Origin of the sequence: Planococcus kocurii (assembly GCF_001465835.2) — a bacterium.
In the GTDB taxonomy this organism is placed as follows: domain Bacteria; phylum Bacillota; class Bacilli; order Bacillales_A; family Planococcaceae; genus Planococcus; species Planococcus kocurii.
Genome location: NZ_CP013661.2, coordinates 388555 through 413553, shown reverse-complemented (window position 1 = coordinate 413553; position 24999 = coordinate 388555). Strand labels below are relative to the sequence as shown.

Annotated in this window: 25 protein-coding genes, 1 riboswitch and 1 other annotated feature; of the genes, 22 read left to right on the top strand and 3 right to left on the bottom strand. The window is 41.4% G+C overall.

Going from position 1 to position 24999, the window contains the following annotated elements:
• The first annotated feature begins 48 nt into the window (after positions 1-48).
• On the top strand, positions 49-327 hold the full coding sequence (locus AUO94_RS02085) for a DUF1294 domain-containing protein (protein ID WP_058386924.1): 279 nt from the start codon (positions 49-51) through the stop codon (positions 325-327).
• Positions 328-336: 9 nt separating this feature from the next.
• Here the strand turns inward: AUO94_RS02085 and AUO94_RS02080 are convergent, their stop codons facing one another.
• Positions 337-723: a hypothetical protein gene (locus AUO94_RS02080; protein ID WP_058385704.1), complete on the bottom strand. Its 387-nt coding sequence runs from the start codon at positions 721-723 to the stop codon at positions 337-339.
• Between the two features lie 93 nt (positions 724-816).
• Between AUO94_RS02080 and AUO94_RS02075 the strand changes: the two genes are divergently transcribed.
• From AUO94_RS02075 to AUO94_RS02065, 3 genes are all read left to right on the top strand, one after another.
• Positions 817-1302, top strand: coding sequence for a dUTP diphosphatase (locus AUO94_RS02075; RefSeq protein ID WP_058385703.1), 486 nt, complete (start codon positions 817-819; stop codon positions 1300-1302).
• A gap of 76 nt (positions 1303-1378) precedes the next feature.
• Positions 1379-2467: a M42 family metallopeptidase gene (locus tag AUO94_RS02070; protein ID WP_058385702.1), complete on the top strand. Its 1089-nt coding sequence runs from the start codon at positions 1379-1381 to the stop codon at positions 2465-2467.
• 235 nt (positions 2468-2702) lie between these two features.
• Positions 2703-3665, top strand: a complete 963-nt coding sequence (locus AUO94_RS02065) for a nuclease-related domain-containing protein (RefSeq protein WP_058385701.1) — start codon at positions 2703-2705, stop codon at positions 3663-3665.
• Here the strand turns inward: AUO94_RS02065 and AUO94_RS02060 are convergent.
• Positions 3648-3959 carry a hypothetical protein gene (locus AUO94_RS02060; protein ID WP_062429925.1) on the bottom strand — a complete coding sequence of 104 codons (312 nt, stop codon included), beginning with the start codon at positions 3957-3959 and terminating at the stop codon, positions 3648-3650. The genes AUO94_RS02065 and AUO94_RS02060 overlap by 18 nt on opposite strands.
• A 142-nt stretch (positions 3960-4101) precedes the next feature.
• On the opposite strand from AUO94_RS02060, the gene AUO94_RS02055 reads away from it, so the two are divergent.
• The 6 genes from AUO94_RS02055 to pheT all read left to right on the top strand — a co-directional run bounded on the left by AUO94_RS02055 (position 4102) and on the right by pheT (position 9950).
• The gene (locus AUO94_RS02055; RefSeq protein WP_058385699.1) at positions 4102-4317 is read left to right on the top strand and encodes a helix-turn-helix transcriptional regulator; all 216 of its coding nucleotides are present in this window, start codon (positions 4102-4104) and stop codon (positions 4315-4317) included.
• Positions 4307-4810, top strand: a complete 504-nt coding sequence (locus AUO94_RS02050; protein ID WP_058385698.1) for a hypothetical protein — start codon at positions 4307-4309, stop codon at positions 4808-4810. Before AUO94_RS02055 ends, AUO94_RS02050 begins: the two co-directional genes overlap by 11 nt.
• On the top strand, positions 4807-5250 hold the full coding sequence (locus AUO94_RS02045; protein ID WP_058385697.1) for a small multi-drug export protein: 444 nt from the start codon (positions 4807-4809) through the stop codon (positions 5248-5250). The genes AUO94_RS02050 and AUO94_RS02045 overlap by 4 nt, the downstream gene beginning before the upstream one ends.
• Before the next feature lie 170 nt (positions 5251-5420).
• Complete coding sequence (locus AUO94_RS02040; RefSeq protein ID WP_058385696.1) at positions 5421-6188, top strand: TrmH family RNA methyltransferase; 768 nt, start codon at positions 5421-5423, stop codon at positions 6186-6188.
• A 45-nt stretch (positions 6189-6233) separates the two neighbouring features.
• Positions 6234-6460: a binding site (T-box leader), on the top strand.
• 38 nt (positions 6461-6498) lie between these two features.
• On the top strand, positions 6499-7536 hold the full coding sequence (pheS, locus tag AUO94_RS02035; protein WP_058385695.1) for a phenylalanine--tRNA ligase subunit alpha: 1038 nt from the start codon (positions 6499-6501) through the stop codon (positions 7534-7536).
• Between the two features lie 14 nt (positions 7537-7550).
• The gene (gene pheT / locus AUO94_RS02030) at positions 7551-9950 is read left to right on the top strand and encodes a phenylalanine--tRNA ligase subunit beta (RefSeq protein WP_058385694.1); all 2400 of its coding nucleotides are present in this window, start codon (positions 7551-7553) and stop codon (positions 9948-9950) included.
• 445 nt (positions 9951-10395) lie between these two features.
• Here pheT and rnhC read toward each other — a convergent pair whose 3' ends face one another.
• Positions 10396-11325 carry a ribonuclease HIII gene (gene rnhC, locus AUO94_RS02020; protein WP_058385692.1) on the bottom strand — a complete coding sequence of 310 codons (930 nt, stop codon included), beginning with the start codon at positions 11323-11325 and terminating at the stop codon, positions 10396-10398.
• Positions 11326-11406: 81 nt separating this feature from the next.
• Here rnhC and zapA point away from each other — a divergent pair, with 81 nt between their 5' ends.
• The 12 genes from zapA to uvrC all read left to right on the top strand — a co-directional run bounded on the left by zapA (position 11407) and on the right by uvrC (position 24728).
• Positions 11407-11667, top strand: coding sequence for a cell division protein ZapA (gene zapA, locus AUO94_RS02015; protein ID WP_058385691.1), 261 nt, complete (start codon positions 11407-11409; stop codon positions 11665-11667).
• 5 nt (positions 11668-11672) lie between these two features.
• The gene (locus tag AUO94_RS02010; protein ID WP_058385690.1) at positions 11673-12209 is read left to right on the top strand and encodes a CvpA family protein; all 537 of its coding nucleotides are present in this window, start codon (positions 11673-11675) and stop codon (positions 12207-12209) included.
• Between the two features lie 56 nt (positions 12210-12265).
• Positions 12266-13975: a DNA polymerase/3'-5' exonuclease PolX gene (gene polX, locus AUO94_RS02005; protein ID WP_058385689.1), complete on the top strand. Its 1710-nt coding sequence runs from the start codon at positions 12266-12268 to the stop codon at positions 13973-13975.
• Between the two features lie 73 nt (positions 13976-14048).
• Positions 14049-16409, top strand: a complete 2361-nt coding sequence (locus AUO94_RS02000) for an endonuclease MutS2 (RefSeq protein ID WP_058385688.1) — start codon at positions 14049-14051, stop codon at positions 16407-16409.
• 23 nt (positions 16410-16432) lie between these two features.
• Positions 16433-16846, top strand: coding sequence for a DUF350 domain-containing protein (locus AUO94_RS01995; protein ID WP_058385687.1), 414 nt, complete (start codon positions 16433-16435; stop codon positions 16844-16846).
• 349 nt (positions 16847-17195) lie between these two features.
• Positions 17196-18887: a long-chain-fatty-acid--CoA ligase gene (locus AUO94_RS01990; protein WP_058385686.1), complete on the top strand. Its 1692-nt coding sequence runs from the start codon at positions 17196-17198 to the stop codon at positions 18885-18887.
• Positions 18888-19026: 139 nt separating this feature from the next.
• Positions 19027-19611 (top strand): fatty acid metabolism transcriptional regulator FadR, encoded by a 585-nt coding sequence (locus AUO94_RS01985; protein WP_058385685.1) that lies wholly within the window; start codon positions 19027-19029, stop codon positions 19609-19611.
• Positions 19612-19628: 17 nt separating this feature from the next.
• Complete coding sequence (locus AUO94_RS01980; protein ID WP_058385684.1) at positions 19629-20402, top strand: enoyl-CoA hydratase; 774 nt, start codon at positions 19629-19631, stop codon at positions 20400-20402.
• A gap of 20 nt (positions 20403-20422) precedes the next feature.
• On the top strand, positions 20423-21196 hold the full coding sequence (locus tag AUO94_RS01975) for an electron transfer flavoprotein subunit beta/FixA family protein (RefSeq protein WP_058385683.1): 774 nt from the start codon (positions 20423-20425) through the stop codon (positions 21194-21196).
• Positions 21197-21323: 127 nt separating this feature from the next.
• Positions 21324-22289, top strand: a complete 966-nt coding sequence (locus AUO94_RS01970) for an electron transfer flavoprotein subunit alpha/FixB family protein (RefSeq protein WP_058385682.1) — start codon at positions 21324-21326, stop codon at positions 22287-22289.
• A 277-nt stretch (positions 22290-22566) separates the two neighbouring features.
• Positions 22567-22881, top strand: a complete 315-nt coding sequence (gene trxA, locus AUO94_RS01965; RefSeq protein ID WP_058385681.1) for a thioredoxin — start codon at positions 22567-22569, stop codon at positions 22879-22881.
• 50 nt (positions 22882-22931) lie between these two features.
• Positions 22932-24728, top strand: coding sequence for an excinuclease ABC subunit UvrC (gene uvrC / locus AUO94_RS01960; RefSeq protein WP_058385680.1), 1797 nt, complete (start codon positions 22932-22934; stop codon positions 24726-24728).
• 47 nt (positions 24729-24775) lie between these two features.
• Positions 24776-24950: riboswitch (Lysine riboswitch) on the top strand.
• The last annotated feature ends 49 nt before the right edge of the window (positions 24951-24999 follow it).

Below are 24999 nucleotides of genomic sequence, written 5' to 3'. Positions count from 1 at the left end.
AAAAGACTGACGAATTTTCGTCAGTCTTTTCTTATGGAGGAAAATCCGATGTTTTTGATTATTGTTGGTTATTTTGCAATTGTAACAGCGATGGCTTTCGTTATGATGAAAGTCGATAAATCTCAAGCGCAGCGTCACGGTCAGCGAATTCCTGAAAAAAACTTGTGGACCGTCGCTATTTTTGGTGGCGGCATTGGGGCTTATTTGGGCATGATGGCATTTCGTCACAAAACGAAGCATACTAATTTTCGTGTTGGTTTTCTGATTTTGGCTCTACTTGATATTCTTATTTTGATGTGGAGTTATCAAACTTTTGTTAACGGATGAGTCTCATGCTCATCCATTTTGCTTCATTAACTGTTCTATTGGGTTTTTCCAACTTATACGAGCTTCTGGATAATTCATCAAAATTTCTTTTTCTAGAAAATGAAAATCTGCTTTTGTGAATCCCTGTAATTGATCAGGTTTTTCGACCCATACAAAAATAGAGACGACTTCAAAAGAGTGTTCAGTTGTGCCTAAGTATTTTTCGCCTTCAAACAACACGCCACGAAGTGCGATAAAAAAGTTTTTTTGCACATTTTTCACATCGTCTAAAAAATAATAAGCACCCGATTCAAGTGCGTTATCGAGTTTTCTTTTAGGATCTACAACATAACGGATCAGTCGGTAAAATAAGTAGATAATTAATGCCAATACAATAAAGCGTATGAGAAAAGCCAAATGAATTACCCCCTGATTTACATAATCCTACTCATTACTATACGATTAGGAAGTAGTTTGGTTTCAAGAATGAATGAAATAAGGAGAGGTTTTATGAAACTACATGAATTGTTTAAAATGCAGGAAGAACTAGATCGCTTTATTCAATCCAATCAAAAAATTAACGAAGATGTTTTTCGTAAAAAAGGCTTAGCATTACTAGTAGAGTTAGCGGAACTGGCAAATGAAACGCGCTGCTTTAAATTTTGGAGCACAAAAGGTCCATCAAGTCGCGCTGTTATTTTAGAGGAATACGTCGATTCTATCCATTTCTTGCTGTCACTTGGTATTGAAAAGCATTTAAACACACTCGAAAATTGGCCAGATCCCATTAGTGAAACAGACTTGACCGAGTTGTTTTTGCGAACTCAAAAAGCCATTCAAGAATTCCTTAGAAATTATTCAATGTCTAATTTTATGGAAATTTGGAGCTGTTATGGCGGAATAGCGGTGGCATTAGAGTTTAGCTATGAGGAAGTGCTGGAAGCCTATATTCAGAAGAACCAAACCAACTACGACCGCCAAAACAACGGCTATTGATAGAACGAATGTTTTGATAATTGGTGGAGATTCCTTTACAATAAGTGAGCAATGAATTATTTAGGAGGTCGAAGGAATGACTAATTTGGATGAAACACAATTAATGCTAAAAGAGTTGACAGATGCGAACGCTATTCCAGGAAATGAGCGTCAATCGCGTGAAGTCATGAGAAAATACATAACACCATTCGCTGACTCGATTGAAACAGACGGTCTTGGCAGTTTGATTGCTAGAAAAGAAGGATTAGCTGACGGACCTAAAATTATGGTAGCAGGTCATTTGGATGAAGTTGGATTTATGATTTCGCAAATTGATGATAAAGGATTTTTAAAATTTCAAACAGTAGGTGGCTGGTGGTCACAAGTTATGCTAGCGCAGCGCGTGACAATTACAACACGAAGCGGTAAAGAAATCACAGGCGTAATTGGTTCAAAACCACCGCATATTCTTTCACTAGAAGCGCGTAAGAAGCCTGTTGAAATCAAAGATATGTTTATTGATATTGGTGCCTCTTCCCGTGAAGAAGCAAAAGAGTGGGGAGTCACACCAGGAGATATGGTCACTCCGTATTTTGAATTCACGGTGATGAACAACGAAAAATTATTAATGGCAAAAGCCTGGGATAATCGAATTGGTTGTGCGATTGCGATTGATGTTTTAAAAGGATTAAAAGGTGTCAATCACCCGAACGTCGTTTACGGTGTTGGAACAGTGCAAGAAGAAATTGGCTTGCGCGGAGCGAAAACGGCGACTGCGAAGATTCAACCAGATATCGGATTTGCAGTAGATGTGGGTATTGCAGGAGACACACCAGGCATTACGAGCAAAGAGTCAAACAGTAAAATGGGAGATGGCCCACAACTATTGCTTTTCGATGCTTCAATGGTATCTCACCGCGGCTTGCGCGAACTTGTGGTCGATACGGCTGAAGAAGCGGGCATTCCGTACCAATTTGAAACGATCGCAGGCGGCGGAACTGACGCTGGGTCCATTCACTTAACAGCAAACGGCGTTCCTGCACTTGCAATCGGCGTAGCTACTCGCTATATTCACTCGCACGCTGGAATCTTGCATCGCGATGATTACGAAAATGCAGTGAAATTAATCATCGAAGTGATCAAAAAGCTAGATAAAGATACCGTCGCGCGTATTACATTCGAATAAAATCCGGAAACCCTTCGCTTTGGCGAGGGGTTTCTTTGTTGTGCAAACAAAGTGATCTTTTGCGCAAATAAAGACTTTCTTGCCGCAAACAAACAGTGAGGTAGCGCAAACAACAGCGTGTATACCGCAAACAACTAAAGGTTTTTCGCTTTTCGCTAGCGAAAAGCATCCATTTAGAGATTTTCAGGTTTTAAAAAGAATGCTATACTCTATTTATTCTGATAGGAGGTGCTCTATGCACAAAAAAGAACTCGTTTTATTATCTCAAACAACAGCGCTCGAAAGGTTATTATACCGGTTGCCAGAGCAGCATCCACAACGCCAATTTCTTCAAGTCGAATTGTACCGAAGCGCTGCTGGAGAACGAGGAGAAGCTAGACTGGTACGAAAGCTGGTTGAATTCAGCCCTGAAGAAAACTACCGCTTTTTGCAGAATGTTTGCTTATCACTTGGTGAGTGGAAAATCCAAATGGACGGATTGCTGCTAACAGAACGTGGTGTGATTATTATTGAGTCGAAAAACATTAGTGGACGGCTACATTTCGATAATCAAACAGGCGAATTTGCTCGAACAGATGTAGAAGGCGTGCGGACCGTGATGGAAGATCCCGCGATTCAATTAAATAAACACATTCGCTTTTTAACGAAATTTTTCAAACTGCATAAAATCCAGTTGCCGGTCAAAGGAATTGTTGTATTCACATCCAAACAATGTGAATTTATTACGAAACCGCAAACCACCGATGTTTGTAAAACTTATCAACTAATCGATTATTTACTCAACATACTCTCCTCTTTCCCCGACTCGAATATCCGACCGAATTTAGTGAAAATCGATAAACTTCTTCAAAAACATCAAACTCCTTATAAGCGACTTCCTTTATGTCAGCTGTATGCTATAAATCCTGGCGAACTACAGACCGGTATTTTTTGCGATTCATGCAAAAGCCTGCGAATGGTTCGAAAAAAACGATGTGGCTGGATATGCGAATTGTGCCAATCGATAGATATAAATGCATTTGAAACGACGATTCGGGAATATTTTTCGCTCGTTCATAATCAGCTGAGTAATAAGATGTTGAGGCAGTATTGTAATATCGAATCGCCTTTTGTAGCGTCTCGCTTATTGTCGACTTTCGAATTTGACACAGCTGGTGCATTGCGCAATCGAACCTATCAGTTAAAGAAAAAAGACTAGCTTTTCACTTAAGTGAGAAGCTTTTTTTGATTTTGCAAACAACGTCTCGACTTGCGCAAACAAACTTTCAGCTTGCGCAAACAAAGCGCGAGATAATGTAAACAACCGAGTGTATCCCGCAAACAAAGTCGCTTGATCCGCAAATAAAGAGTAGACGAATAGTCGCGCTCTTGTGTAAAGCTTCTGGAGCACTATTAATTTTAAGGTCCGCTTTTCACTCAAGTGAGAAGCTTTTTTTGGTTTTGCAAACAACGTCTCGTCTTGCGCAAACAAAGCGCGAGATAATGTAAACAACCGATTTTATCGCGCAAACAAAGTCATTCAATCCGCAAATAAAGCGTCTCTAGCTTCGAAAATGTACATAATAATTGACATGATGTTAAGTATAATATACATTATGTAATATAAACCGAACATAAAAGGGTGGATGAAGCAGATGCTTAAGAACCGAGTAAAAGAACTAAGAGCTCGTTACGGCTTTACCCAAAGCGATCTCGGCAAGCAAGTGGATGTCACGCGACAAACGATTGCTTTTATTGAAAAAGGGGAGTTTTCCCCTTCAATTACCTTAGCGTTAAAACTCGCAAAAGCTCTGCAGACGAACATCAACGACTTATTTTGGTTAGAGGAGGACGGAGGACATGAAAAATGATTTTCGTATGCAGTATCCATTGTGGATGATGGGATTTATCATGGTGTTAGGAATTTTCTTGTTCGGAGTCAATTCACCCGAAACGACTGAAATTGTCAATACAGAAATAGAACAAAGCATATTAGTTGAGTATGGCGTCATTCAAGGATTTGTTATTGTAGGGTCAATCATTTTATACCTGATCATGTTGTTCATTTTTTACATGAAAATAAGACGCCATAACAAGCTGTATCCAACACAAAAAATTCCGTCTTTTGCAATTCGTCCACCTGAATATTTAGAACAAGATGAAGGCATGACACATATTACGCGCATTGCTTCTCAAAAAGTCTATACCTTTATGACTTGGAGTTTGCCAGCACTCGCAGTATTTGCAATGTTTTCGCCGCTGCCACGGATTTATACCGTGCTTGCCATTTTGGTAGTCGCGTTACTTCAATACGTCATTTACTACAGAGAAATTCGCGCGCATTTAAAGGAGGAAGATGAATGATCTATGAATATTTTCTCGTTTTTTTAGGAGCGGCCATTCCGTGGTTTGAAATTGCGTTGGTTATTCCGCTTGGCATTGTTTGGGGGTTATCCCCGTTATGGGTGATGGTACTTGCATTTGTTGGAAATATGGTCACCGTCCTGGCATTAATTATTGGCTTTGACCGCTTCCAACTTTGGTACACAAAACGACAACAAGCAAAAGGTAAAGCCACTTCGAAAAAAAGTGAACGGGCCAAACGAATTTGGAACAAGTACGGTCTGCCGGGACTAGCGATGCTTGGACCTATTTTAATTGGTACACATATTGCAGCTTTTATCGGGATGACACTTGGTGCTACTAAAAAGAACACGACGGTTTGGCTGACGATCAGCATTGCTGTTTGGACATTAGCATTCGGTATTTTGACAGCGCTTGGATTTGATTTTTTTACGGCTTGAATAAATGAAGGTGAAGTTGCTTAGATCTCATTAATACGTGGCGAAAAATGTTGGTTCGTCAAAATATCTTGCATAAGTAAAGTGGCAATAGCTCGACATCGACTTCTAGGTGACTGCGCTTTTGGGTATGTTATACTGGTGTTATTCTGAAATAAAGGCGTGAAGCTATAATGAAAAGAATTGAATCTAACCAAAACTCGCTCGTCAAGCATTGGAAAAAGCTTGGAACGACACGAAAAGAACGCGATAAATTTGCAGAATTCCTAGTCGAAGGCTTTCATTTGACAGAAGAAGCTTTGCGTAAAAAAGATCTTGTCAAATCATTAATTGTCCGTGAAGGCGTAGATATCCCAGCAGACTGGGATATTGAAGGCGTTCCTCATTATTCGGTCACGGCAGGAGTAGCGAAGGAAATTTCGGAAACTGAGCACACGCAGGGAATTTTCGCGCATTGTGCACAACCCGAATTTACAGAAGATGAGCAAAAAACATGGTCTAAGCTATTGATGATTGATGCTGTTCAAGATCCTGGCAATATCGGGACGATGATTCGGACAGCTTCAGCAAGCGGCATTGACGCAGTCATTCTTGGAAAAGGCTGTGCAGACCCTTACAACCCGAAAACGGTTCGATCTGCTCAAGGTTCACATTTTCAGATTCCTGTTGTTAAAGGCGAACTGATTGAATGGACAGCGCAAGCTAAAGCAAATGATATCCAAATCTTTGGAACAGCGCTTCATAACTCGACACCGGTTCACGAAGTTGAGACATGTGAAAAGTTTGCTTTACTTGTTGGCAATGAAGGCAGTGGCGTTGACGCTGTACTTTTGCAGCAAACCGATCAGAATTTGATGGTCCCGCTATACGGTAGCGCAGAATCACTGAATGTTGCAGTGGCGACAGGGATTCTTTTGTATAGCTTGGTTCCTAAAAACTAAGTTTGATAAAAGTCTAGAACTTTCGTATAATGAGAAAGTAAATAAGTAAAAGCGAAGAACGGGAAAAGTATGTTGCGCCCTTACATCACAGAGATTCTGCACCTTGACTGGAAGTGTGGATATGTAAACGCCTCAGAAGTTCACCCCGCGAGCTGCCTAACGGGACCAGTAGACATACTGTAAAGATGGGCCGGTGAAGAGCCGTTATGTAAACAAGTGATTGCGATTTGCAATAACTAGGGTGGTACCGCGAATAATGCCTCGTCCCTTTTCTGGGACGGGGCTTTTTACTGTCTAAGGAGGAGAAAAAATGGAAGCACAATTGCAGGAATTGAAAACACAAGCACTCGAAAAAATTGCCACAGCGTCGACTGTTAAAGAACTGAATGATGTTCGTGTCGCGTATTTAGGGAAAAAAGGACCGATTACGGATTTATTAAAAGGCATGGGGAAACTCCCGGCTGAAGAGCGTCCGAAAATGGGAGCTTTGGTTAATGTGGTACGCGAGGAAGTTACAACGCAACTCGAAGAACGCATGGCCATCTTAGAAGAACAAGCGATCTATGAGAAGTTGCAAAGCGAAACAATTGATATTACATTACCAGGACGTCCCGTCAAAACAGGTAATGCACATCCACTGACGCGTGTAGTAGAAGAAATTGAAGACTTATTTATTTCAATGGGTTACGAAGTAGCAGAAGGCCCGGAAGTAGAAAAAGATTACTACAATTTTGAAGCGTTGAATTTACCTAAAGGTCATCCAGCTCGTGATATGCAAGATTCTTTCTATATAACAGAAGACATCCTACTACGCACACATACATCACCAGTTCAAGCGCGGACAATGGAAGCAAAAGGCGGCGAGCCGATCAAAATCATTTGCCCGGGCAAAGTGTATCGCCGTGATAGCGATGACGCGACCCATTCACACCAATTCACACAAATTGAAGGATTGGTTATCGGCGAAGACATTCGCATGAGTGATTTAAAAGGAACACTTTCTGTATTTGCGAAGAAAATGTTCGGCGATGATCGCGAAATTCGCCTTCGTCCAAGTTTTTTCCCGTTTACAGAGCCTTCTGTTGAAATGGATATTTCATGCTTTAAATGTGGCGGCAGTGGCTGCAACGTGTGTAAGAAAACAGGCTGGATTGAAATTCTAGGCGCTGGAATGGTGCATCCGAATGTACTTGAAATGGCTGGTTATGACTCCAAACGCTTAACTGGATTTGCTTTCGGTATGGGTCCAGAACGGATTGCGATGCTGAAATACGGCGTTGAAGATATTCGTCATTTCTACACAAACGATGTTCGCTTTTTATCTCAGTTCCAACGTACAGAACTTTAAGGAGGAAATAAAACATGCTCGTATCCATTAACTGGTTAAAAGACTATGTAAACACACAACAATTACCACCCGCTGAATTAGGTGAAAAAATAACGCGTTCAGGTATTGAAGTAGACGCAGTGATCGACCGGTCACACGGTATGACAAATGTCGTAGTGGGCTATGTTGAATCTTGTGTTAAACATCCCGAAGCTGATAAATTATCAATTTGCCAAGTAGATGTTGGAGAAGAAACAACACAAATCATTTGCGGTGCACCGAACATTGCAGCAGGCCAAAAAGTAATCGTGGCACGTCCTGGAGCGAAACTTCCAGGTGACATCAACATCAAAAAAGCGAAACTTCGAGGAGAAGAATCGCATGGCATGATTTGTTCGTTGCAAGAACTCGGAATTGAAGGCAAGCTTGTGCCAAAAGCCTACGCTGAAGGCATTTATGTGCTGCCAGAAGATGCAAAAATCGGTTCTGATGTCATTGTAAATTTTGGTTTAGATGACACTGTATTAGAACTAGGACTGACACCAAACCGCGCAGACGCGATGAGCATGCTGGGCGTTGCTTATGAGGTAGGAGCTATTTTATCAGAAGAAATCAACCTGCCTGAGATTAGCTATACAGAAGCATCTGACACAGCAGCTTCGATGCTATCCTTGTCAGTCGATGCGCCTGAAGCCAACCCTTTGTATGTCGCAAAAGTCGTTCGTAACATTAAAGTTCAAGAGTCACCTATGTGGCTGCAACAACGACTAATGGCAGCTGGTGTCCGTCCACACAATAACGTAGTTGATATTACAAACTATGTATTAATGGAATATGGTCAGCCACTTCACGCATTTGACTATGAGTTATTGGAAACAGGGAACATTACGGTTCGCCATGCTAAAGAAGGCGAAATGATTAACACTTTAGATGACGCAGAGCGGAAATTATCTAGCCGTCAATTAGTGATTACCAATGGAGAAAAACCAGTGGCGATTGCAGGAGTTATGGGCGGCGCTAACTCGGAAGTAAGCGAAGCAACGACGACTGTTGTCATCGAATCTGCTTATTTTGAATCGGGTTCTATTCGTCAAACTTCTAAAGATCATGGCCTACGCAGTGATGCTAGTTCACGTTTTGAAAAAGGCGTCGATCCAAATCGTGTCATTCCAGCCGCAGAACGTGCAGCACAGTTGTTGTCCCAACTTGCGGGTGGCGAAGTATTAGCTGGCTCTGTCATATTCGATGAATTAAACAAAGAAGAGAAAATTGTTAAAGTGTCTCCAGATTTCATTAATAGCCGTCTGGGTATGAAGATTTCCTTTGAAGACATGTGGGATATTTTAAACCGCTTGAAATTTAACACAGAAGCAACGAATGGCCAACTGGTCATTTCTGTGCCAACACGTCGACAAGACATTCAAATTCCTGAAGACGTAGTCGAAGAAATTGCTCGTCTATACGGCTACGATGAAATTCCAGCAACATTACCAGAAGCTGAAACGACACCAGGTGGCTTGACTCCCTATCAGGCAAAACGCCGCATTGTTCGTTCGCTTATGGAAGGTGCTGGATTATTACAAGCGACGACGTATTCGTTAACTTCTGCAAAATCAGTAAAACAATTTGCTTTGGAAGAAACGGAAACAACGCGTCTTTTAATGCCGATGAGCGAAGAGCGTAGTTTGTTGCGTCAAAGCTTGTTGCCGCATTTGTTGGAATCTGTTACGTATAACACAGCAAGAAGAATGGATTCGGTCGCTTTGTATGAAACCGGTTCTGTTTTCCTTAAAGGTCAAGATGAGTTACTAAACGAGCAGGAACATTTAGCGGTCGCTATTACAGGTCTTTGGCTCGATCATAGCTGGCAAGGTGAGAAAAAGCCCGTCGACTTTTTCGTCTTGAAAGGTATTGTGGAGGGGCTTAGCGATAAACTTGGTGTTGAATTGACTTTTGAACGTGGCCAAATGGATGATTTGCATCCCGGAAGAACGGCCTTTATCATGCATAGCGGTCAGCGTATTGGTGTGATCGGTGAGTTGCATCCGTCTGAACAAAAAGCGCGCGACTTGAAAACTACGGTTGTCATGGAGTTGAACTTGGCTGTGTTGTTAAGTAAAGCAACAGAGGCACTTGTTTACACGCCAGTACCACGTTACCCGTCCATGTCACGTGACGTGGCGTTAGTTCTTTCTAAAGTGGTAGAAGCGGCAACGATTGAAACCGTCATCCGCAATGCAGGAGGCAAACTATTGAAAGACGTCCGCGTGTTCGACCTTTATGAAGGCGATAAGATGGAAGCAGGCAAAAAATCAGTCGCCTTCTCGTTAACTTACTTTGATCCAGAAAAAACATTAACGGATGAAGATGTTATCCGTGCACATGAAAAAGTATTAGCAGCTTTGACAGAAGCTGGAGCAGAGCTGAGAAGTTAACGGAATTTAATTGCAAGGTTAAAAAGGGGCTGTCCCAAAGGTCATGAACAATGACTTTTGGGTACAGCTCCTTTTGCGAGTTAAAGAACAGAATGATATCCATTGTGACGGACGTTTTCCGCGGGCATAGCTTCAACCGATTCGTCTTCAGTACCATCATCCATTTTGAAGCTAAAACAAAAGATTATTTCCGTAAAATGAAAGTAAAGACTAAAGCAGCTCTTGAGGATGAATCTGTAACCCAACTTTACAGCAGACGCAAAATAGATGTAGAAAGTGTGTTCGCTCCTATTAAGCGCAATTGGTTGTTCAAAAGATTTCACCTCTAGGACTTCAAAAAGTAAACGTCGAGTTCGAGATTATGGGATAGCACTTTTTTAAGAACTTTTAAATTGGATATCTACCTTATAAAAATAATAAGCTTCATTAAATGTTAAGTGTAGATTTACTTGCGCCTCTTAGCAGCTATTGCAACAGCTTTCCCCGTATTCGCAAAATGCACCTTCGTCAACCCCTTCAAATACGCCTCACCATGCTTCAGCAAAATCTTCGCCGCTGCTTCATCCACGATTTTTCCAGCGCCTTTTGGCAAAGTCATACCCGCGTCTTGACTCATTCGGTCCATCTCTTCAAGAAATGCAACGCGAGCGATAATCGACGCACAGGCAACTGAAACGTGAAGACCTTCTGCTTTTGTGGAAAACAAGACGTTCTCATGAATGATTTCTGGTTCTTCTTTAATGTGCTTATAATAGATGCCGCGTTCTGCAAATTGATCGATTAAGATAAAGCTTGGTTTTTCGGGTGCAATCTCGTTTAGAACATATCTGAGTGCTTGGTTATGCAACAAGGCTTTGATTTTTCCTTGTGACCAGCCTTGGCTTTGGACTTTGTTGTATTTATCATTTTTTAAAGTTAGCACTTTATGCGCAAATGTTGCTCTAAGGTCGGGGGCAACTTGGCGCATCCAGGCATCGGTCAGTTGTTTCGAATCTTTCACACCGAGTTCGCGTGCAAGTTCAACTTTGTCGGCCGGTACGTAACACGCCGCGACGGTAATTGGTCCGAAAAAATCACCGGTGCCCGTTTCGTCAGATCCGAGAACCGAAAGTTGGGCAAAACCGTCAGGAAGTTTGTCTCCTTTGGTTGAGACGATTTTGTCAGCTGCAGGGGCAATTCCCCATTTTGCTGCTTCTCGTGCAGCTCCATTCCCTTGAAACATGACTTTTCCAGAGGTGTAAACAGTCACGACGGTATCGGAGATTTTAGCGCTAAAGCGAGCATATGGATTTTTGGAAATGATCTTGTTTTTCTCGTAATGAGCAATCACTTTGAGAAGACTGTCTTCTGTAAGTTTTAGAACGACGTTTGACATGAGTAGGTCACCTTTCTTTGATTCACAATCAGCTTGTGTTCATGGTATGATGGGTAAAGAATTCCAAAGGGGGATATTGCATTGTCAGAGCAACATAAAATTCACACGGTCGTTGACATCTATGGCAACACCTATAAAATGGTCGGTACTGAAACATCCGGTCATATGCGCTTAGTTGCATCGATTGTCGATAGCCGCATGCGAGAAATTAATGCGTTGAATCCATCATTGGATCAAGCAAAGCTTGCCGTCTTAACTGCATCAAATGCGGTACATGACTATCTTAAACTGAAAGAGCAAGTTGAACAATTAGAAAATGAATTGAAAAAACTGAAGGGTTGACGTGAATGCTTGATATACTATTAGTCATCTTACTGATCGGTGGTATCATCGTGGGCGCAAAAAGAGGATTTATTGTCCAGTTGATTCATATGATCGGGTTTGTTGTTGCACTAGTCGCGGCTTATAAATACTATAAACCACTGTCCGAATACTTTGTGTTGTGGATTCCCTATCCAGCGATAAATGAAAACTCTCAGTTCACGCTAGTGGTGGATCAATTAGACTTGGATCAAACTTTTTATCAATTATTAGCCTTTGCACTTATTTTCTTTGTTGTGAAGTTCGCATTGCAACTGATTGCATCGATGTTTGATTTTTTAAAGTTCTTACCAGTACTTGGATTTTTCAGCAAAATTCTTGGTGCGATTTTAGGGTTTATCGAAGCCTACATACTGTTGTTTATTTTCATCTATGTGTTCGCGCTGCTTCCGCTTGATGTGGTGCAGAACCAATTGGAGAATTCAGGAATTGCTCAATCCATGATTGAGAATACGCCTTATTTTTCTGAGAAAGTAAAAGAATGGTGGTATATTTATCTATAGTAGGAACTTCTCTCTTACGAGGGAAGTTTTTTTAATCGAAACGAGGAGGGCTTTTGGTGAATAAGAAAATTATCATCAGAACACTTGAAAAAATTGCGTTATACATGGAACTTAAAGGGGAAAACCCATTTAAAGTATCGGCTTTCCGAAAAGCCGCTCAAGCGCTGGAACTCGATCAGCGCAGTTTGGACGAAATCGAAGATGTCACCAAATTAAAAGGTATTGGAAAAGGAACGGGAGACGTTATACTCGAACTAATAAATGACAATAAGTCAACCGTTCTCGAAGAGCTTCAAGAAGAAGTGCCAAAAGGGCTGATTCCAATGATGAAACTTCAAGGATTAGGTGGTAAGAAAATTGCCAAACTTTACAAAGAATTGGGCATTGATTCGATGGAAACCTTGAAGGTAGCTTGCTTGAATGAAGAAATCCAGAAACTTCCAGGATTTGGTCCGAAATCAGAAGAAAAGATACTCAAAGAGATCAATGACTTTGAAACCAAGCCGGATCGTCAGCCAATTTGGAAAACGGAAGAAACCGTGGCGTTTATTCAAGATGTTTTAACATCAATTGCCGAAGTTACTGAGTGTTCAGTAGCTGGAAGTTTTCGCCGGACGAAAGAAACGAGTAAAGATATCGACTTTATTATTGCAACCGCTGAACCTGCGCTCGTGAAAGAGCAATTACTTGCAGCTTTACCTGTAAAGGAAACGATTGCATCTGGAGACACAAAAGTTTCGGTGACTGTAGAAGTATTAGAACCAATTGATGTAGATTTTCGTTTAGTCGCGCCTGAAGAATTTGTCACAGCGCTACACCACTTTACCGGATCGAAAGACCATAACGTGAAAATGCGTCAACTGGCCAAGTCGCAAAACAAGAAAATTAGTGAATACGGTGTCGAGCAGGAAGACGGAACGGTCACTACGTTTGCATCTGAAACAGAATTTTTTGCCCATTTTGGTTTGCCGTTTATTCCGCCATCGGTGCGTGAAGATGGTCGTGAACTCGATCGTTTAGATGAATTGCCAGAATTAGTAACGATTGAAGACATTAAAGGCGATTTGCACATGCATACCACTTGGTCAGATGGTGCCAACTCCTTAACAGAAATGATTGAGGCATGTGTCGCGAAATCCTATCAATTTATGGTTATTACCGATCATTCGCAGTATTTGAAAGTGGCGAATGGCCTAACCCCTGAACGACTGACAGAGCAACACGCCTTAATTCGTGAAACGAATAAAAAATACCCGGAAATCGAAGTGTTTTCTGGAACAGAAATGGATATCTTGCCAGACGCTAGCTTGGATTTCGATGATGACATGCTGAGCCAGTTAGACTTTGTCATTGCCAGCATCCATTCAAGTTTCCAGCAACCACAAGAACAAATTATGGAACGGATTTTAACGGCTATGAAAAACCCAAATGTTCACATGATTGCACACCCGACTGGTAGAATTGTCGGCCAGCGTGATGGCTATAATCCGGATGTTGAACAAATCCTCGATTGGGCAAAAGAATACGGCAAAATTGTTGAATTGAATGCCAGTCCGTACCGTTTAGATCTTGCTGTTCCTTACCTTGTACTGGCTCAAGAAAAAGGAGTTCCTGTCGCAATCAACACAGATGCTCATGCCATTGAAGGATTGGAAGTCATGGAAACCGGCGTCAAGCATGCCCAAAAAGCCTGGCTGAAAAAAGACACGGTCGTCAATACGTGGTCACTTGAAAAATTCAAAGAATTTATCAACAAATCAAAATAACAAATGATCCAGACACTTGCAGAAGAACGACATAGAACCATTTATTTTATATCCAAAGTTAGGAGGTTCTTACATGATCGCAGAACGCGCATTAAGAACACTTGAATTTTACAAAATCCGCGATGAAGTGGCACGTTACTGTACGTCTTCACTCGGAAAAGCCCATGTGGATAATCTGTTGCCATCCACAGATATCAATGAAGTTAATCGCCTACTTGAACAAATGGACGAAGGCGCACAAGTACTGCGTGTTAAAAACAATGTGCCGATGGGGGGGATTTTTGACATTCGACTTCACGCACGAAGAGCACAAATTGGTGGCAGTCTAAGTCCAATGGAACTAATGGAAGTGTCATCGACTGTTCGTGCGAGCCGCATTTTGCGTCAGTTTTTCGAAACCATTCAAGAAGAAACAGTAGTGCAGATTCCGCATTTCCTAGAGAAAAAAGAATCCATGCCCATCCTGACAGCTCTTGAACACGCCATTAATATTTGTATTGATGACAATGGTGGGGTATTGGATAGTGCGAGCACAGAGCTACGGACTATTCGACAGCAATTGCGTACACAAGAAAGTCGTGTCCGTGAGCGTTTAGAAAGTTTGGTGCGTGGCAAAAATGCTTCGAAAATGCTGTCGGATTCGATTGTGACGATACGCAATGACCGTTTTGTCATTCCGGTCAAGCAAGAATACCGCAGCCATTACGGAGGCATTGTACATGACCAATCTTCATCAGGACAGACCTTATTTATCGAACCAGATGCAGTCGTCCAAGCAAATAATGAAGTGCGTCGTCTGAAGATGAAAGAAAAAGAAGAAATCGATCGTATTTTGCTGATGTTGTCAGCACAGGTCCAAGAAGTGGCGCATGAACTCTTCTTATTAGTTGATGTACTCGGTGAAATCGATTTAATCTTAGCAAAAGCAAAATACGGCTCAGCTCATCGAGGTACCAAGCCGACGATGAACACAGAAGGCTATATTAATTTGCGAAAAGCGCGACATCCGTTAATTCCAAAAGACGAAGTCGTACCAAACGATATCGAATTTGGTAGAGATATAACAGCGATCGTCATCACCGGCCCCAATACAGGCGGTAAAACAGTGACGTTAAAGACGGTTGGGTTATCGACGTTGATGGCACAATCTGGTTTGCCGGTACCGGCTCTTGATGGTTCAGAACTTGCGGTATTCGATCAAATTTTTGCCGATATCGGCGACGAACAATCAATCGAGCAAAGCTTGAGTACGTTTTCTTCGCATATGGTGAATATTGTTGATATTTTGACCAAGTTCGATGAAAATTCACTGGTGATTTTTGATGAACTGGGAGCGGGTACAGATCCTCAAGAAGGAGCGGCGCTAGCAATATCACTATTAGACGAGGTCCATGGCAGAGGCGCGCGTGTTATTGCGACAACGCATTACCCGGAACTAAAAGCTTATGGTTATAATCGTCCCGGTGTAGCGAATGCCAGTGTAGAGTTTGACGTGGAGACATTGAGTCCGACTTACCGGTTATTAATTGGAGTACCAGGTCGGAGTAATGCCTTTGAAATTTCAAAACGTCTTGGATTGCCAGATCACATCATTAGCCATGCGAAGAGCTTTACAGGAACAGATAGCAAAGCAGTTGACTCGATGATTGCATCTCTTGAGAAGAGTCGTCGACAAGCAGAACAAGACGCAGAACAAACGCAAGAAGTCTTACTAGAATCTGAGCAATTGAAAAAAGAATTAGCCAAGCAATTAGCAGAATACGAGCAACAAAAAGAACGGCTAGAAGAAAAAGCCAAAGAAAAAGCGCGGAAAATTGTTGACCAAGCAAGAGCAGAAGCGGAAGCTGTCATAACGGACTTGCGCAAAATGCAGCTTAATCAAGGTTCGTCGGTAAAAGAGCACGAACTGATCCATGCGAAAAAGCGGCTTGAAGAAGCGATGCCTCAAAACCGAATCTTGAAAAAAGCAGCAAAAGACAATGCAGAAAAACCGTTAAAACCAAATGATGAAGTTAAAGTCATTTCCTTCGGTCAAAAAGGAACCTTAGTTGAAAAAGTATCGAAAAATGAATGGATTGTTCAAATCGGTATTTTGAAAATGAAATTGCCTGAGTCAGACCTGTCTTATACAAAACCCGAAAAGCAAAAAGAAACCCGAACGATGGCAACCTTAAAAGACCGTGACAGTCACATCAAAATGGAGCTAGACTTACGTGGTGAACGTTATGAGGATGCACTTGCACGTGTTGAAAAATACTTGGACGATGCGTTATTATCAAATTACCACCAAGTATCAATTATTCACGGAAAAGGAACAGGTGCGCTGCGCCAAGGAGTCCAGCAATACTTGAAAAAACATTCACGTGTAAAAAGCTATCGTTTTGGCGAAGCGGGAGAAGGCGGCTCTGGTGTGACCGTCGCCGAATTAAAGTAAGTTTCTAAAAAGGGGAATAACAAATGACAGAGACAGGGTTTTGGACACACCCGCTAGTCGAATCAGCTGGCTATTTTAGTGTGGTAGTATTGTGCTTGATCGTCGCAATGGTAATTTTCGAAATGGTGACCAAGTACAATAATTGGGAACAAATCAAAAAAGGTAACCTAGCAGTGGCAATGGCTACAGGTGGCAAGATTTTTGGGGTCACCAATATCTTCCGCTTTTCCATCGAACAGCATAACTCGTTAGTTGAAATGGTGGGCTGGGGTCTGTTTGGTTTTACCTTGTTGATCTTTGCTTATATTTTGTTTGAGTTTTTGACACCTAAATTTAAAGTAGATGATGAAATTGAACGGGATAATCGCTCTGTCGGCTTTATTTCAATGACCATTTCGGTTGGCTTATCGTTTGTCATCGGAGCTAGTATTCAATAGGAGTTGGATGTTGTGGAAAATCTTATTAAAATTTTGTTTGTTTTCTGTGCGATTTTTATTATTGTCGGAATTATTTTCCTGTTCGTTTTTTAATGGACAGTGCCAGCCTTGGAGCTGGCTTTTTTATATGGATGAAAAGTTCGCAAGTAGAGCTAGTTATCGACAGGTGAGAGCTGTTTCGAATGGGGCTGCTCTAGTGAAAGGTACTCAAAAAGATTGAGTTGGTCATTAGCAAAATTAGTCTTTACTCAGAAGTCCTAAAATAAAGTTTGAAAGCGTTCTCAATCTTCTTTATAATCAAAAGTAGGAATATTCGCGCGATTCTAATAAAAATTAGGAGGTCAAAAGAATGACTGAAAAGCCCTGGCTTGCACATTATCCACCAGAAGTGCCCCATACACTGACTTACCCAAGCATGCCGGTACAGGAATATTTAACAAAGGCTTATGAGAAGTACCCACAAAAAGTAGCAATCCATTTTATGGGGAAAGAACTTTCTTATGAAGAACTTTATCAGTCTTCTATGAAGTTCGCTAACTATCTTCAAAAATTAGGCATTAAAAAAGGCGATAGAGTATCGATTATGCTGCCCAATTGTCCGCAGGCGGTCATTAGTTTTTATGGGATCCTTTATGCGGGTGGCGTCGTCGTGATGACCAATCCGTTATACACCGAGCGCGAAATCGCTTATCAAATGAAAGATTCAGGTGCACGAGCCATCATTGGATTGGATATTTTATTCCCACGGATTTCAAAAGTATTAAAAGAAACAGATTTAGAAAATGTCATTGTCACCGGGATTAAAGATTATCTGGCATTTCCTAAAAATTTAGTTTATCCATTTATCCAGAAAAAGCAGTACGGCATGACCGTTAAAGTGGAACATCGAGGCATTAATCATTTGTTCACTGAAATTATGAAAACCGCACAATCAACTGTCGTGAAACCACCTTTCGATTTTGAAGAAGACCTTGCGTTGTTGCAGTATACAGGAGGTACGACCGGCTCTCCGAAAGGGGTCATGTTAACGCATAAAAACATCATTTCCAACGCAACCATGTGTGATAGCTGGCTGTATAAATGTAAAAAAGGCGAAGAAACTATTATGGGAATCATCCCGTTATTCCATGTATATGGTTTGACGACGGTCATGATTTTATCTGTTATGCTTGGCGACAAAATGGTGCTGCTACCAAAATTCGATCCAGAAACAGCATTGAAAACCATCAGCAAGCAAAAACCTACCTTATTCCCAGGAGCACCAACGATTTATATTGGATTGATGAATCATCCGGATATTGAAAAATACGATCTTTCTTCTATTGAAGCTTGCTTGAGCGGTTCGGCTCCACTGCCAGCAGAAGTGCAAGAGAAGTTTGAAAAACTAACAGGAGGCAAGCTAGTCGAAGGTTACGGATTGACGGAAACTGCCCCAGTTACTCATTCAAACTTAGTTTGGGGAGAACGAACAAAAGGTTCGATTGGTTTACCGTATCCAGATACAGATAGTAAAATTTTTCAGTCAGGTACATTAAACCCGGTTCCTAACGGCGAAATTGGAGAAATTGCGATTAAAGGTCCTCAAGTGATGAAGGGCTATTGGAACAAACCGGAAGAGACGGCTGCAACAATCGTCGATGGCTGGTTATTGACTGGAGATCTTGGCTACATGGATGATGAAGGTCATTTCTTTATCGTGGATCGTAAAAAAGACATGATCATCGCTGGTGGCTTTAATATTTATCCGCGTGAAATTGAAGAAGTATTATATGAGCATGAAGCGATTCAAGAATGCGTCGTAGCTGGTATACCAGATCCGTATCGTGGAGAAACAGTAAAAGCATACATCGTGCTAAAAGAAGGCTATACTGTAACAGAAGAAGAACTCAATACGCATTGCAGAGAAAATTTAGCAGCATTTAAAGTGCCGCGCATTTACGAATTCCGCAAAGAATTGCCGAAAACAGCAGTTGGTAAAATATTACGAAGATCGTTAGTGGATGAAGAAGTCGCTAAACAGAACGAAGCGGTTCCGTCATAAGAACTCGCCCATTTCAAACTTGCAATCTGCTGAGTCAGTAAACAGGATAAAAACTTGACACTCTAGTGAATAAACGATAATATGAAAATATGAATGAATCGCCATTCATATTTTCATATTTTTTTTGGGTGGTGACAGTATGGTAAAAAAAGACAAGCCAAAGTATAAGCAAATTATCAATGCGGCTGTTATTGTGATTGCTGAAAATGGCTATCATCAAGCGCAAGTTTCGAAAATAGCCAAACAAGCAGGCGTTGCTGACGGAACGATTTATTTGTATTTTAAAAACAAAGAAGACATTCTCATCTCTGTATTTCAAGAGAAAATGGGTATTTTCGTCAGTAAGCTAGAAGAAATCATCTCGCGTGAGTTGACTGCATCAACTAAACTGGGGTTAATGATCACGAGTCATTTCGAGTTATTAGCGAGCGATATTCACTTAGCCATTGTGACGCAACTTGAATTGCGCCAATCAAATCACGATCTCCGCCTTAAAATCAATAATGTGCTTCGAGAATATTTAAAGCTAATGGACAAGATTCTCATAAAAGGAATGGAAGATGGAGAATTTGACATTGAAATGGATATTCGTTTAGCGAGACAGATGGTTTTTGGTACAATGGATGAGACCATCACAACATGGGTCATGAATGATCATAAATATGATTTAGTCGAACTCGCGCCACAAGTTCATCGTTTGCTGCTAAAGGGTATGCAAGCTTAAAGAAAGGGGCTCATTGGATGGAATTTATTAGTTGGAAAAAAGAAGATGGAGTTGCCATCGCGACGATTAATCGTCCACCGGCAAACGCACTGTCGCGTTCACTTATTTTGGAAGTCGATGAATTATTAAACCAAGTAGAAAATGATGAGGAAGTTCGCGTCATTGTTTTGCACGGAGAAGGCAGATTCTTTTCTGCAGGAGCCGATATTAAGGAATTCACACAAGTACCTTCAGGAGAAGAATTTTCAAAATTGTCAGCGAGTGGTCAGGAAGTTTTTGAACGTGTTGAAACGTTCCATAAGCCAGTTATCGCCGCGATCCACGGAGCTGCTTTAGGCGGTGGATTGGAATTGGCAATGAGTTGTCACATGCGATTTGTTACTGAAAATGCTAAACTAGGATTACCGGAGCTTCAATTAGGATTGATTCCGGGGTTTGCTGGAACGCAGCGTTTGCCTAGGTATGTAGGCGCAGCAAAAGCAGCTGAAATGTTATTAACGAGTGATCCGATCTCAGGAACGGAAGCAGCGCAATATGGCTTGGCTAACCGTGCCTATCCAGAAGAAGACCTTCTTTCGGAAACGCTTACAATTGCCCGTAAAATTGCGAAGAAAAGTCCGGTTTCTGTAAAAGCAGCTATCCAAATGTTGCAATATACAAAACCTGCTTCGTATCACGAAGGTGTCAATGCAGAAGCACAATCTTTTGGTACAGTTTTTGTTTCAGAAGATGCTAAAGAAGGAATTCAAGCATTTTTGGAAAAACGGGAAGCGCAATTTAAAGGGAAATAATACTTGGGAGGTTTACGTTCATGAACATTTATGTATTAGTAAAACGTACGTTTGACACAGAAGAGAAAATCGTCGTTTCAGGTGGACAAATCCAGGAAGACGGTGCGGAATTCATCATTAATCCTTACGATGAATACGCGATTGAAGAAGCCATCACAGTCCGCGATGCACACGGCGGAGAAGTAACGGTCGTTACAATTGGTAATGAAGAAGCAGAAAAGCAACTGCGTACAGCACTTGCGATGGGCGCCGACAAAGCTGTATTGATTAATACAGAAGACGACGTTGAAGAAATGGATCAATTTACTTCTGCATACATATTGGCTGAGTATTTAAAGGACAAAGAAGCTGATTTGATTTTAGCAGGAAACGTAGCAATTGATGGCGGTTCTGGACAAGTCGGACCACGCGTTGCCGATTTACTTGGCATTAACTGTGTAACGACTATTACTAGCTTGAGCATTGATGGCGAAACTGTAACTATCGTTCGTGATATCGAAGGCGATGCAGAAGAATTAGAAACGTCATTGCCACTGTTAGTGACAGCTCAACAAGGGTTAAACGAGCCGCGTTATCCATCGCTTCCAGGAATTATGAAAGCGAAGAAAAAGCCGCTAGAAGAACTGGAATTAGATGATTTAGATATCGAAGAAGACGACGTAGAAGCGAAAACAGAAACAATCGAAATCTACTTGCCACCGAAAAAAGCAGCTGGCCGTATTCTTGAAGGTGACATCTCAAACCAGGTAACAGAACTGGTTGGCTTACTACGTAACGAAGCAAAAGTTATTTAATGTAACTTGAAGTGACCGAGCATCTTAAGTAAAAGATACAACGACAAGTTTGTTGATGATTTTAAGCGTTCGGTACGTTCATATCACGATAGCATTTTTTCACATCTACTTAGGGGGTAAACAGACTATGGCGAAGAAAGTATTAGTTTTAGGCGAAACGCGCGAAGGCGCATTACGTAATGTTTCATTTGAAGCAATTGCAGCTGCTAAGAAAATTTCTGGCGGCGGTGAAGTAGTAGGCGTTTTAATCGGAGATGCAGTCGCTGATTTTGGTGCTGAACTTGTGGCATATGGCGCAGACCGTGTCGTAACAGTTGAACATCCGCATTTGAAATCATATACATCTGACGGCTATGGTCAAGCTTTCATGGCAGTTGTCGAACAAGAAAAACCAGAAGGTCTCGTTTTTGGTCATACATCAGTTGGCAAAGACTTGGCACCCAAAATCGCTTCTAAATTACAAGCTGGCTTAATTTCAGATGTTACGGACATTGAAGGAGAAGGCGACGAAGCTGTATTTATCCGCCCGATTTTCTCTGGTAAAGCGTTTGAAAAAGTGAAACTAAAAGACGGCATTGACTTTATTACAGTGCGTTCGAACAATATTGCGCCACTTGAAAGACAAGAACGTTCAGGTGAAGTTAATTCGTTGGCTGTGGATATTACAAACCTGCGCACGATTATTAAAAATGTTGTACGCAAATCAACTGAAGGTGTCGATCTTTCGGAAGCGAAAGTTATCGTAGCTGGAGGCCGTGGCGTCAAGAGCACAGAAGGATTTGAACCTTTACAAGAATTAGCTAATCTTCTTGGTGGGGCAGTCGGTGCATCTCGCGGAGCTTGTGACGCAGATTATTGCGATTACTCACTTCAAATTGGACAAACAGGAAAAGTGGTAACACCTGACCTATATATCGCAGCTGGTATTTCTGGAGCTATCCAACATATGGCGGGGATGTCTAACTCGAAAGTCATCGTAGCAATCAACAAAGACCCAGAAGCAAATATCTTCAAAGTAGCAGATTACGGCATTGTCGGAGATTTGTTTGAAGTTATTCCCATGCTGACAGAAGAATTTAAGAAAGTAATGTAATTACAAAAAGTGGCTAATCGCTTACTTTTAAAACTTAAACAGGTGGCGAGAAAAACAAAAACTCGTCATCTGTTTTTGTCTGAGGATTTTTACTAATGAGTGGCTTGAAGAAGTAGCGACTGCTGTAGGAAAGCAACTGTTAGGACGGAAGCAATCTGTTTTTCGTTTAGCCCAATGATCTGCTGGGTAATAGAGGAGTAGGCAAAAAAATAGCTAGTGTTTTTAACGCATGATATACTTTGAATATAGTTTGGTTAATCATAAGGAGGAATTATTCATGACAATTGTACACGGTACAGATCAGAACTTTTCACAAGAAGTAGCAGAAGGACTCGTTTTAGTAGATTTTTGGGCAACTTGGTGCGGACCATGTAAAATGATCGCTCCTGTGCTAGAAGAATTGGACGCTGAAATGAGCGATAAAGTTAAAATCGTAAAAGTTGATGTGGATCAAAACCAAGAAACAGCTGGAAACTATGGCATCATGTCAATTCCAACTTTGTTATTGATGAAAGACGGCGAAACAGTTGATAAAGTAGTTGGTTTCCGACCAAAAGAAGCATTAGCTGAATTGGTTGAAAAACACGCATAATTCTTAACCGGGTCCAGTGATGGTACCCGGTTTTTTAATAGGGTGATAAAATGGCAAACGAATTGATTCGACACAAATTGGCAATATTGCCTGATCAACCAGGCTGTTATTTGATGAAAGATCGCCAGAATACGGTAATTTATGTAGGAAAGGCAAAAGTTCTCAAAAATCGTGTGCGTTCTTATTTTACGGGAAGTCATGATACCAAAACACAACGTTTGGTGAATGAAATAGAGGATTTTGAGTATATTATTACGTCTTCTGATAAAGAAGCATTAATTCTCGAGTTGAACTTGATTAAAAAATACGATCCGAAGTATAACATTATGCTAAAAGATGATAAAAGCTACCCGTACTTAAAAATTACGGGAGAGCGTCATCCGAAGCTGATCACGACAAGACAAGTAAAAAAAGATAAAGGGAAATATTTTGGACCTTATCCTAACGCCTACGCAGCAGCAGAAACAAAAAAACTACTGGACCGCTTGTACCCGTTGCGGAAATGTCATACGATGCCTGACCGAGTATGTCTATATTATCATTTAGGTCAATGTTTAGCACCGTGTGTTAAACCGGTTGAAAAAGAAACCTATCAAGAGATGATTGATGGCATTACAAAGTTTTTAAACGGTGGATTCCGTGAAGTTAAAGTGCAATTGGTCGCAAAAATGTCGGAAGCGGCAGAAAATCTGGAATTTGAACGCGCAAAAGAATACCGTGATCAAATTAATATGATTGAAACGGTGATGGAAAAACAAAAAATGGCGATGAATGATTTTACCAATCGCGACGTTTTTGCGTATGCTGTTGATAAAGGCTGGATGTGTGTGCAAGTCTTTTTTGTGCGACAAGGCAAACTAATTGAACGAGACGTATCGCTTTTCCCCTTGTACCGCGATCCGGAAGAGGAATTTTTAACGTATCTCGGGCAATTTTATGAAAAAGCCAACCATGTGAAACCGAGTGAAATTTTAATTCCTGAAGCGGATGATCCGGATATGTTAAAAGAATGGCTAGGCGTTCGTGTGCTCGTTCCACAACGGGGCAAGAAAAAAGAGCTGGTGGCACTTGCTAAGAAAAATGCGGAAGTGGCCATTAAAGAAAAATTCCAATTGTTAGAGCGACAAGAAGAACGGACCATCGGCGCTTGTACAGATTTGGGTGAGGCGATGAACATTGAAGCGCCTCTTCGCATCGAAGCTTTTGATAACTCGCATATTCAAGGCGCTGATGCAGTATCTGCAATGATTACGTTTATTGATGGCAAGCCTTCTAAAAAAGACTACCGCAAATACAAGACTCGGAATGCGTCAAAGCCGGATGATTACGCGGCGATGCGAGAAGTTATCCGTCGACGTTATTCACGTGTATTGAAGGACGGTTTACCTTTACCTGACCTGATTGTTATTGATGGAGGAAAAGGACAAATGGAGTCGGCACGTGAAATTTTAGAAGATGAACTCGGTTTATCTATCCCAATTGCGGGTCTAGCAAAAGACGCTAAGCACCAAACTTCTCAATTGCTGTATGGTTCACCTGCTGAAATTGTGCCACTAAAGCGGACGAGTGAAGCTTTTTACCTGCTTCAACGGATTCAAGACGAAGTCCACCGTTTTGTTATTACGTTTCACCGTCAGTTACGTGGAAAAAATTCAATTCAATCAGCACTTGATGGGCTTGAAGGGGTTGGCCCCAAACGTAAGCAACAGCTACTGAAACATTTTGGTTCTGTTAAAAAAATCAAAGAAGCATCAGTAGAACAAATCCAAGAGGCAGGAATGCCAGAAGCGCTAGCAATCTCTATTGAACAGCATTTTAAACAAGGCACATTGCCAAGCGAGTCGTAACATGGTATCGTAGAAGAATAAGTAAGAATAAGTAAATCACTTGGAAAAGTGATGATAGAGGCGCGAACGTCAATAGTAAGCATCTGGAGATTTGCAGAATCTACGAAGGATGGTGAAAGGGATGGTCGCCGAAGTGTGCGTATGACTGCTATTACGCATGCTGGTTCTGCATTTAACAAGTGCAGAGCTGTCAGAGTCAATCTCTGGAGGGCTATCTCACATGGACGTTTTTTTCGTACATGATAAGAGGTAGTTTCCCGCGGTTGCGGGG

What these genes read in the sequence shown, in the direction of transcription:
- trxA (WP_058385681.1), top strand. Translation starts at nt 22,567, where the DNA reads ATGACAATTGTACACGGTACAGATCAGAACTTTTCACAAGAAGTAGCA.
- rnhC (WP_058385692.1), bottom strand. Translation starts at nt 11,325, where the DNA reads ATGTCAAACGTCGTTCTAAAACTTACAGAAGACAGTCTTCTCAAAGTG.
- AUO94_RS02055 (WP_058385699.1), top strand. Translation starts at nt 4,102, where the DNA reads ATGCTTAAGAACCGAGTAAAAGAACTAAGAGCTCGTTACGGCTTTACC.
- AUO94_RS02070 (WP_058385702.1), top strand. Translation starts at nt 1,379, where the DNA reads ATGACTAATTTGGATGAAACACAATTAATGCTAAAAGAGTTGACAGAT.
- AUO94_RS02045 (WP_058385697.1), top strand. Translation starts at nt 4,807, where the DNA reads ATGATCTATGAATATTTTCTCGTTTTTTTAGGAGCGGCCATTCCGTGG.
- AUO94_RS01975 (WP_058385683.1), top strand. Translation starts at nt 20,423, where the DNA reads ATGAACATTTATGTATTAGTAAAACGTACGTTTGACACAGAAGAGAAA.
- AUO94_RS01970 (WP_058385682.1), top strand. Translation starts at nt 21,324, where the DNA reads ATGGCGAAGAAAGTATTAGTTTTAGGCGAAACGCGCGAAGGCGCATTA.
- uvrC (WP_058385680.1), top strand. Translation starts at nt 22,932, where the DNA reads ATGGCAAACGAATTGATTCGACACAAATTGGCAATATTGCCTGATCAA.
- AUO94_RS01995 (WP_058385687.1), top strand. Translation starts at nt 16,433, where the DNA reads ATGACAGAGACAGGGTTTTGGACACACCCGCTAGTCGAATCAGCTGGC.
- AUO94_RS01980 (WP_058385684.1), top strand. Translation starts at nt 19,629, where the DNA reads ATGGAATTTATTAGTTGGAAAAAAGAAGATGGAGTTGCCATCGCGACG.
- AUO94_RS02050 (WP_058385698.1), top strand. Translation starts at nt 4,307, where the DNA reads ATGAAAAATGATTTTCGTATGCAGTATCCATTGTGGATGATGGGATTT.
- AUO94_RS02010 (WP_058385690.1), top strand. Translation starts at nt 11,673, where the DNA reads ATGCTTGATATACTATTAGTCATCTTACTGATCGGTGGTATCATCGTG.
- AUO94_RS01990 (WP_058385686.1), top strand. Translation starts at nt 17,196, where the DNA reads ATGACTGAAAAGCCCTGGCTTGCACATTATCCACCAGAAGTGCCCCAT.
- AUO94_RS02065 (WP_058385701.1), top strand. Translation starts at nt 2,703, where the DNA reads ATGCACAAAAAAGAACTCGTTTTATTATCTCAAACAACAGCGCTCGAA.
- AUO94_RS02075 (WP_058385703.1), top strand. Translation starts at nt 817, where the DNA reads ATGAAACTACATGAATTGTTTAAAATGCAGGAAGAACTAGATCGCTTT.
- AUO94_RS02085 (WP_058386924.1), top strand. Translation starts at nt 49, where the DNA reads ATGTTTTTGATTATTGTTGGTTATTTTGCAATTGTAACAGCGATGGCT.
- pheS (WP_058385695.1), top strand. Translation starts at nt 6,499, where the DNA reads ATGGAAGCACAATTGCAGGAATTGAAAACACAAGCACTCGAAAAAATT.
- AUO94_RS02000 (WP_058385688.1), top strand. Translation starts at nt 14,049, where the DNA reads ATGATCGCAGAACGCGCATTAAGAACACTTGAATTTTACAAAATCCGC.
- pheT (WP_058385694.1), top strand. Translation starts at nt 7,551, where the DNA reads ATGCTCGTATCCATTAACTGGTTAAAAGACTATGTAAACACACAACAA.
- AUO94_RS01985 (WP_058385685.1), top strand. Translation starts at nt 19,027, where the DNA reads ATGGTAAAAAAAGACAAGCCAAAGTATAAGCAAATTATCAATGCGGCT.
- AUO94_RS02040 (WP_058385696.1), top strand. Translation starts at nt 5,421, where the DNA reads ATGAAAAGAATTGAATCTAACCAAAACTCGCTCGTCAAGCATTGGAAA.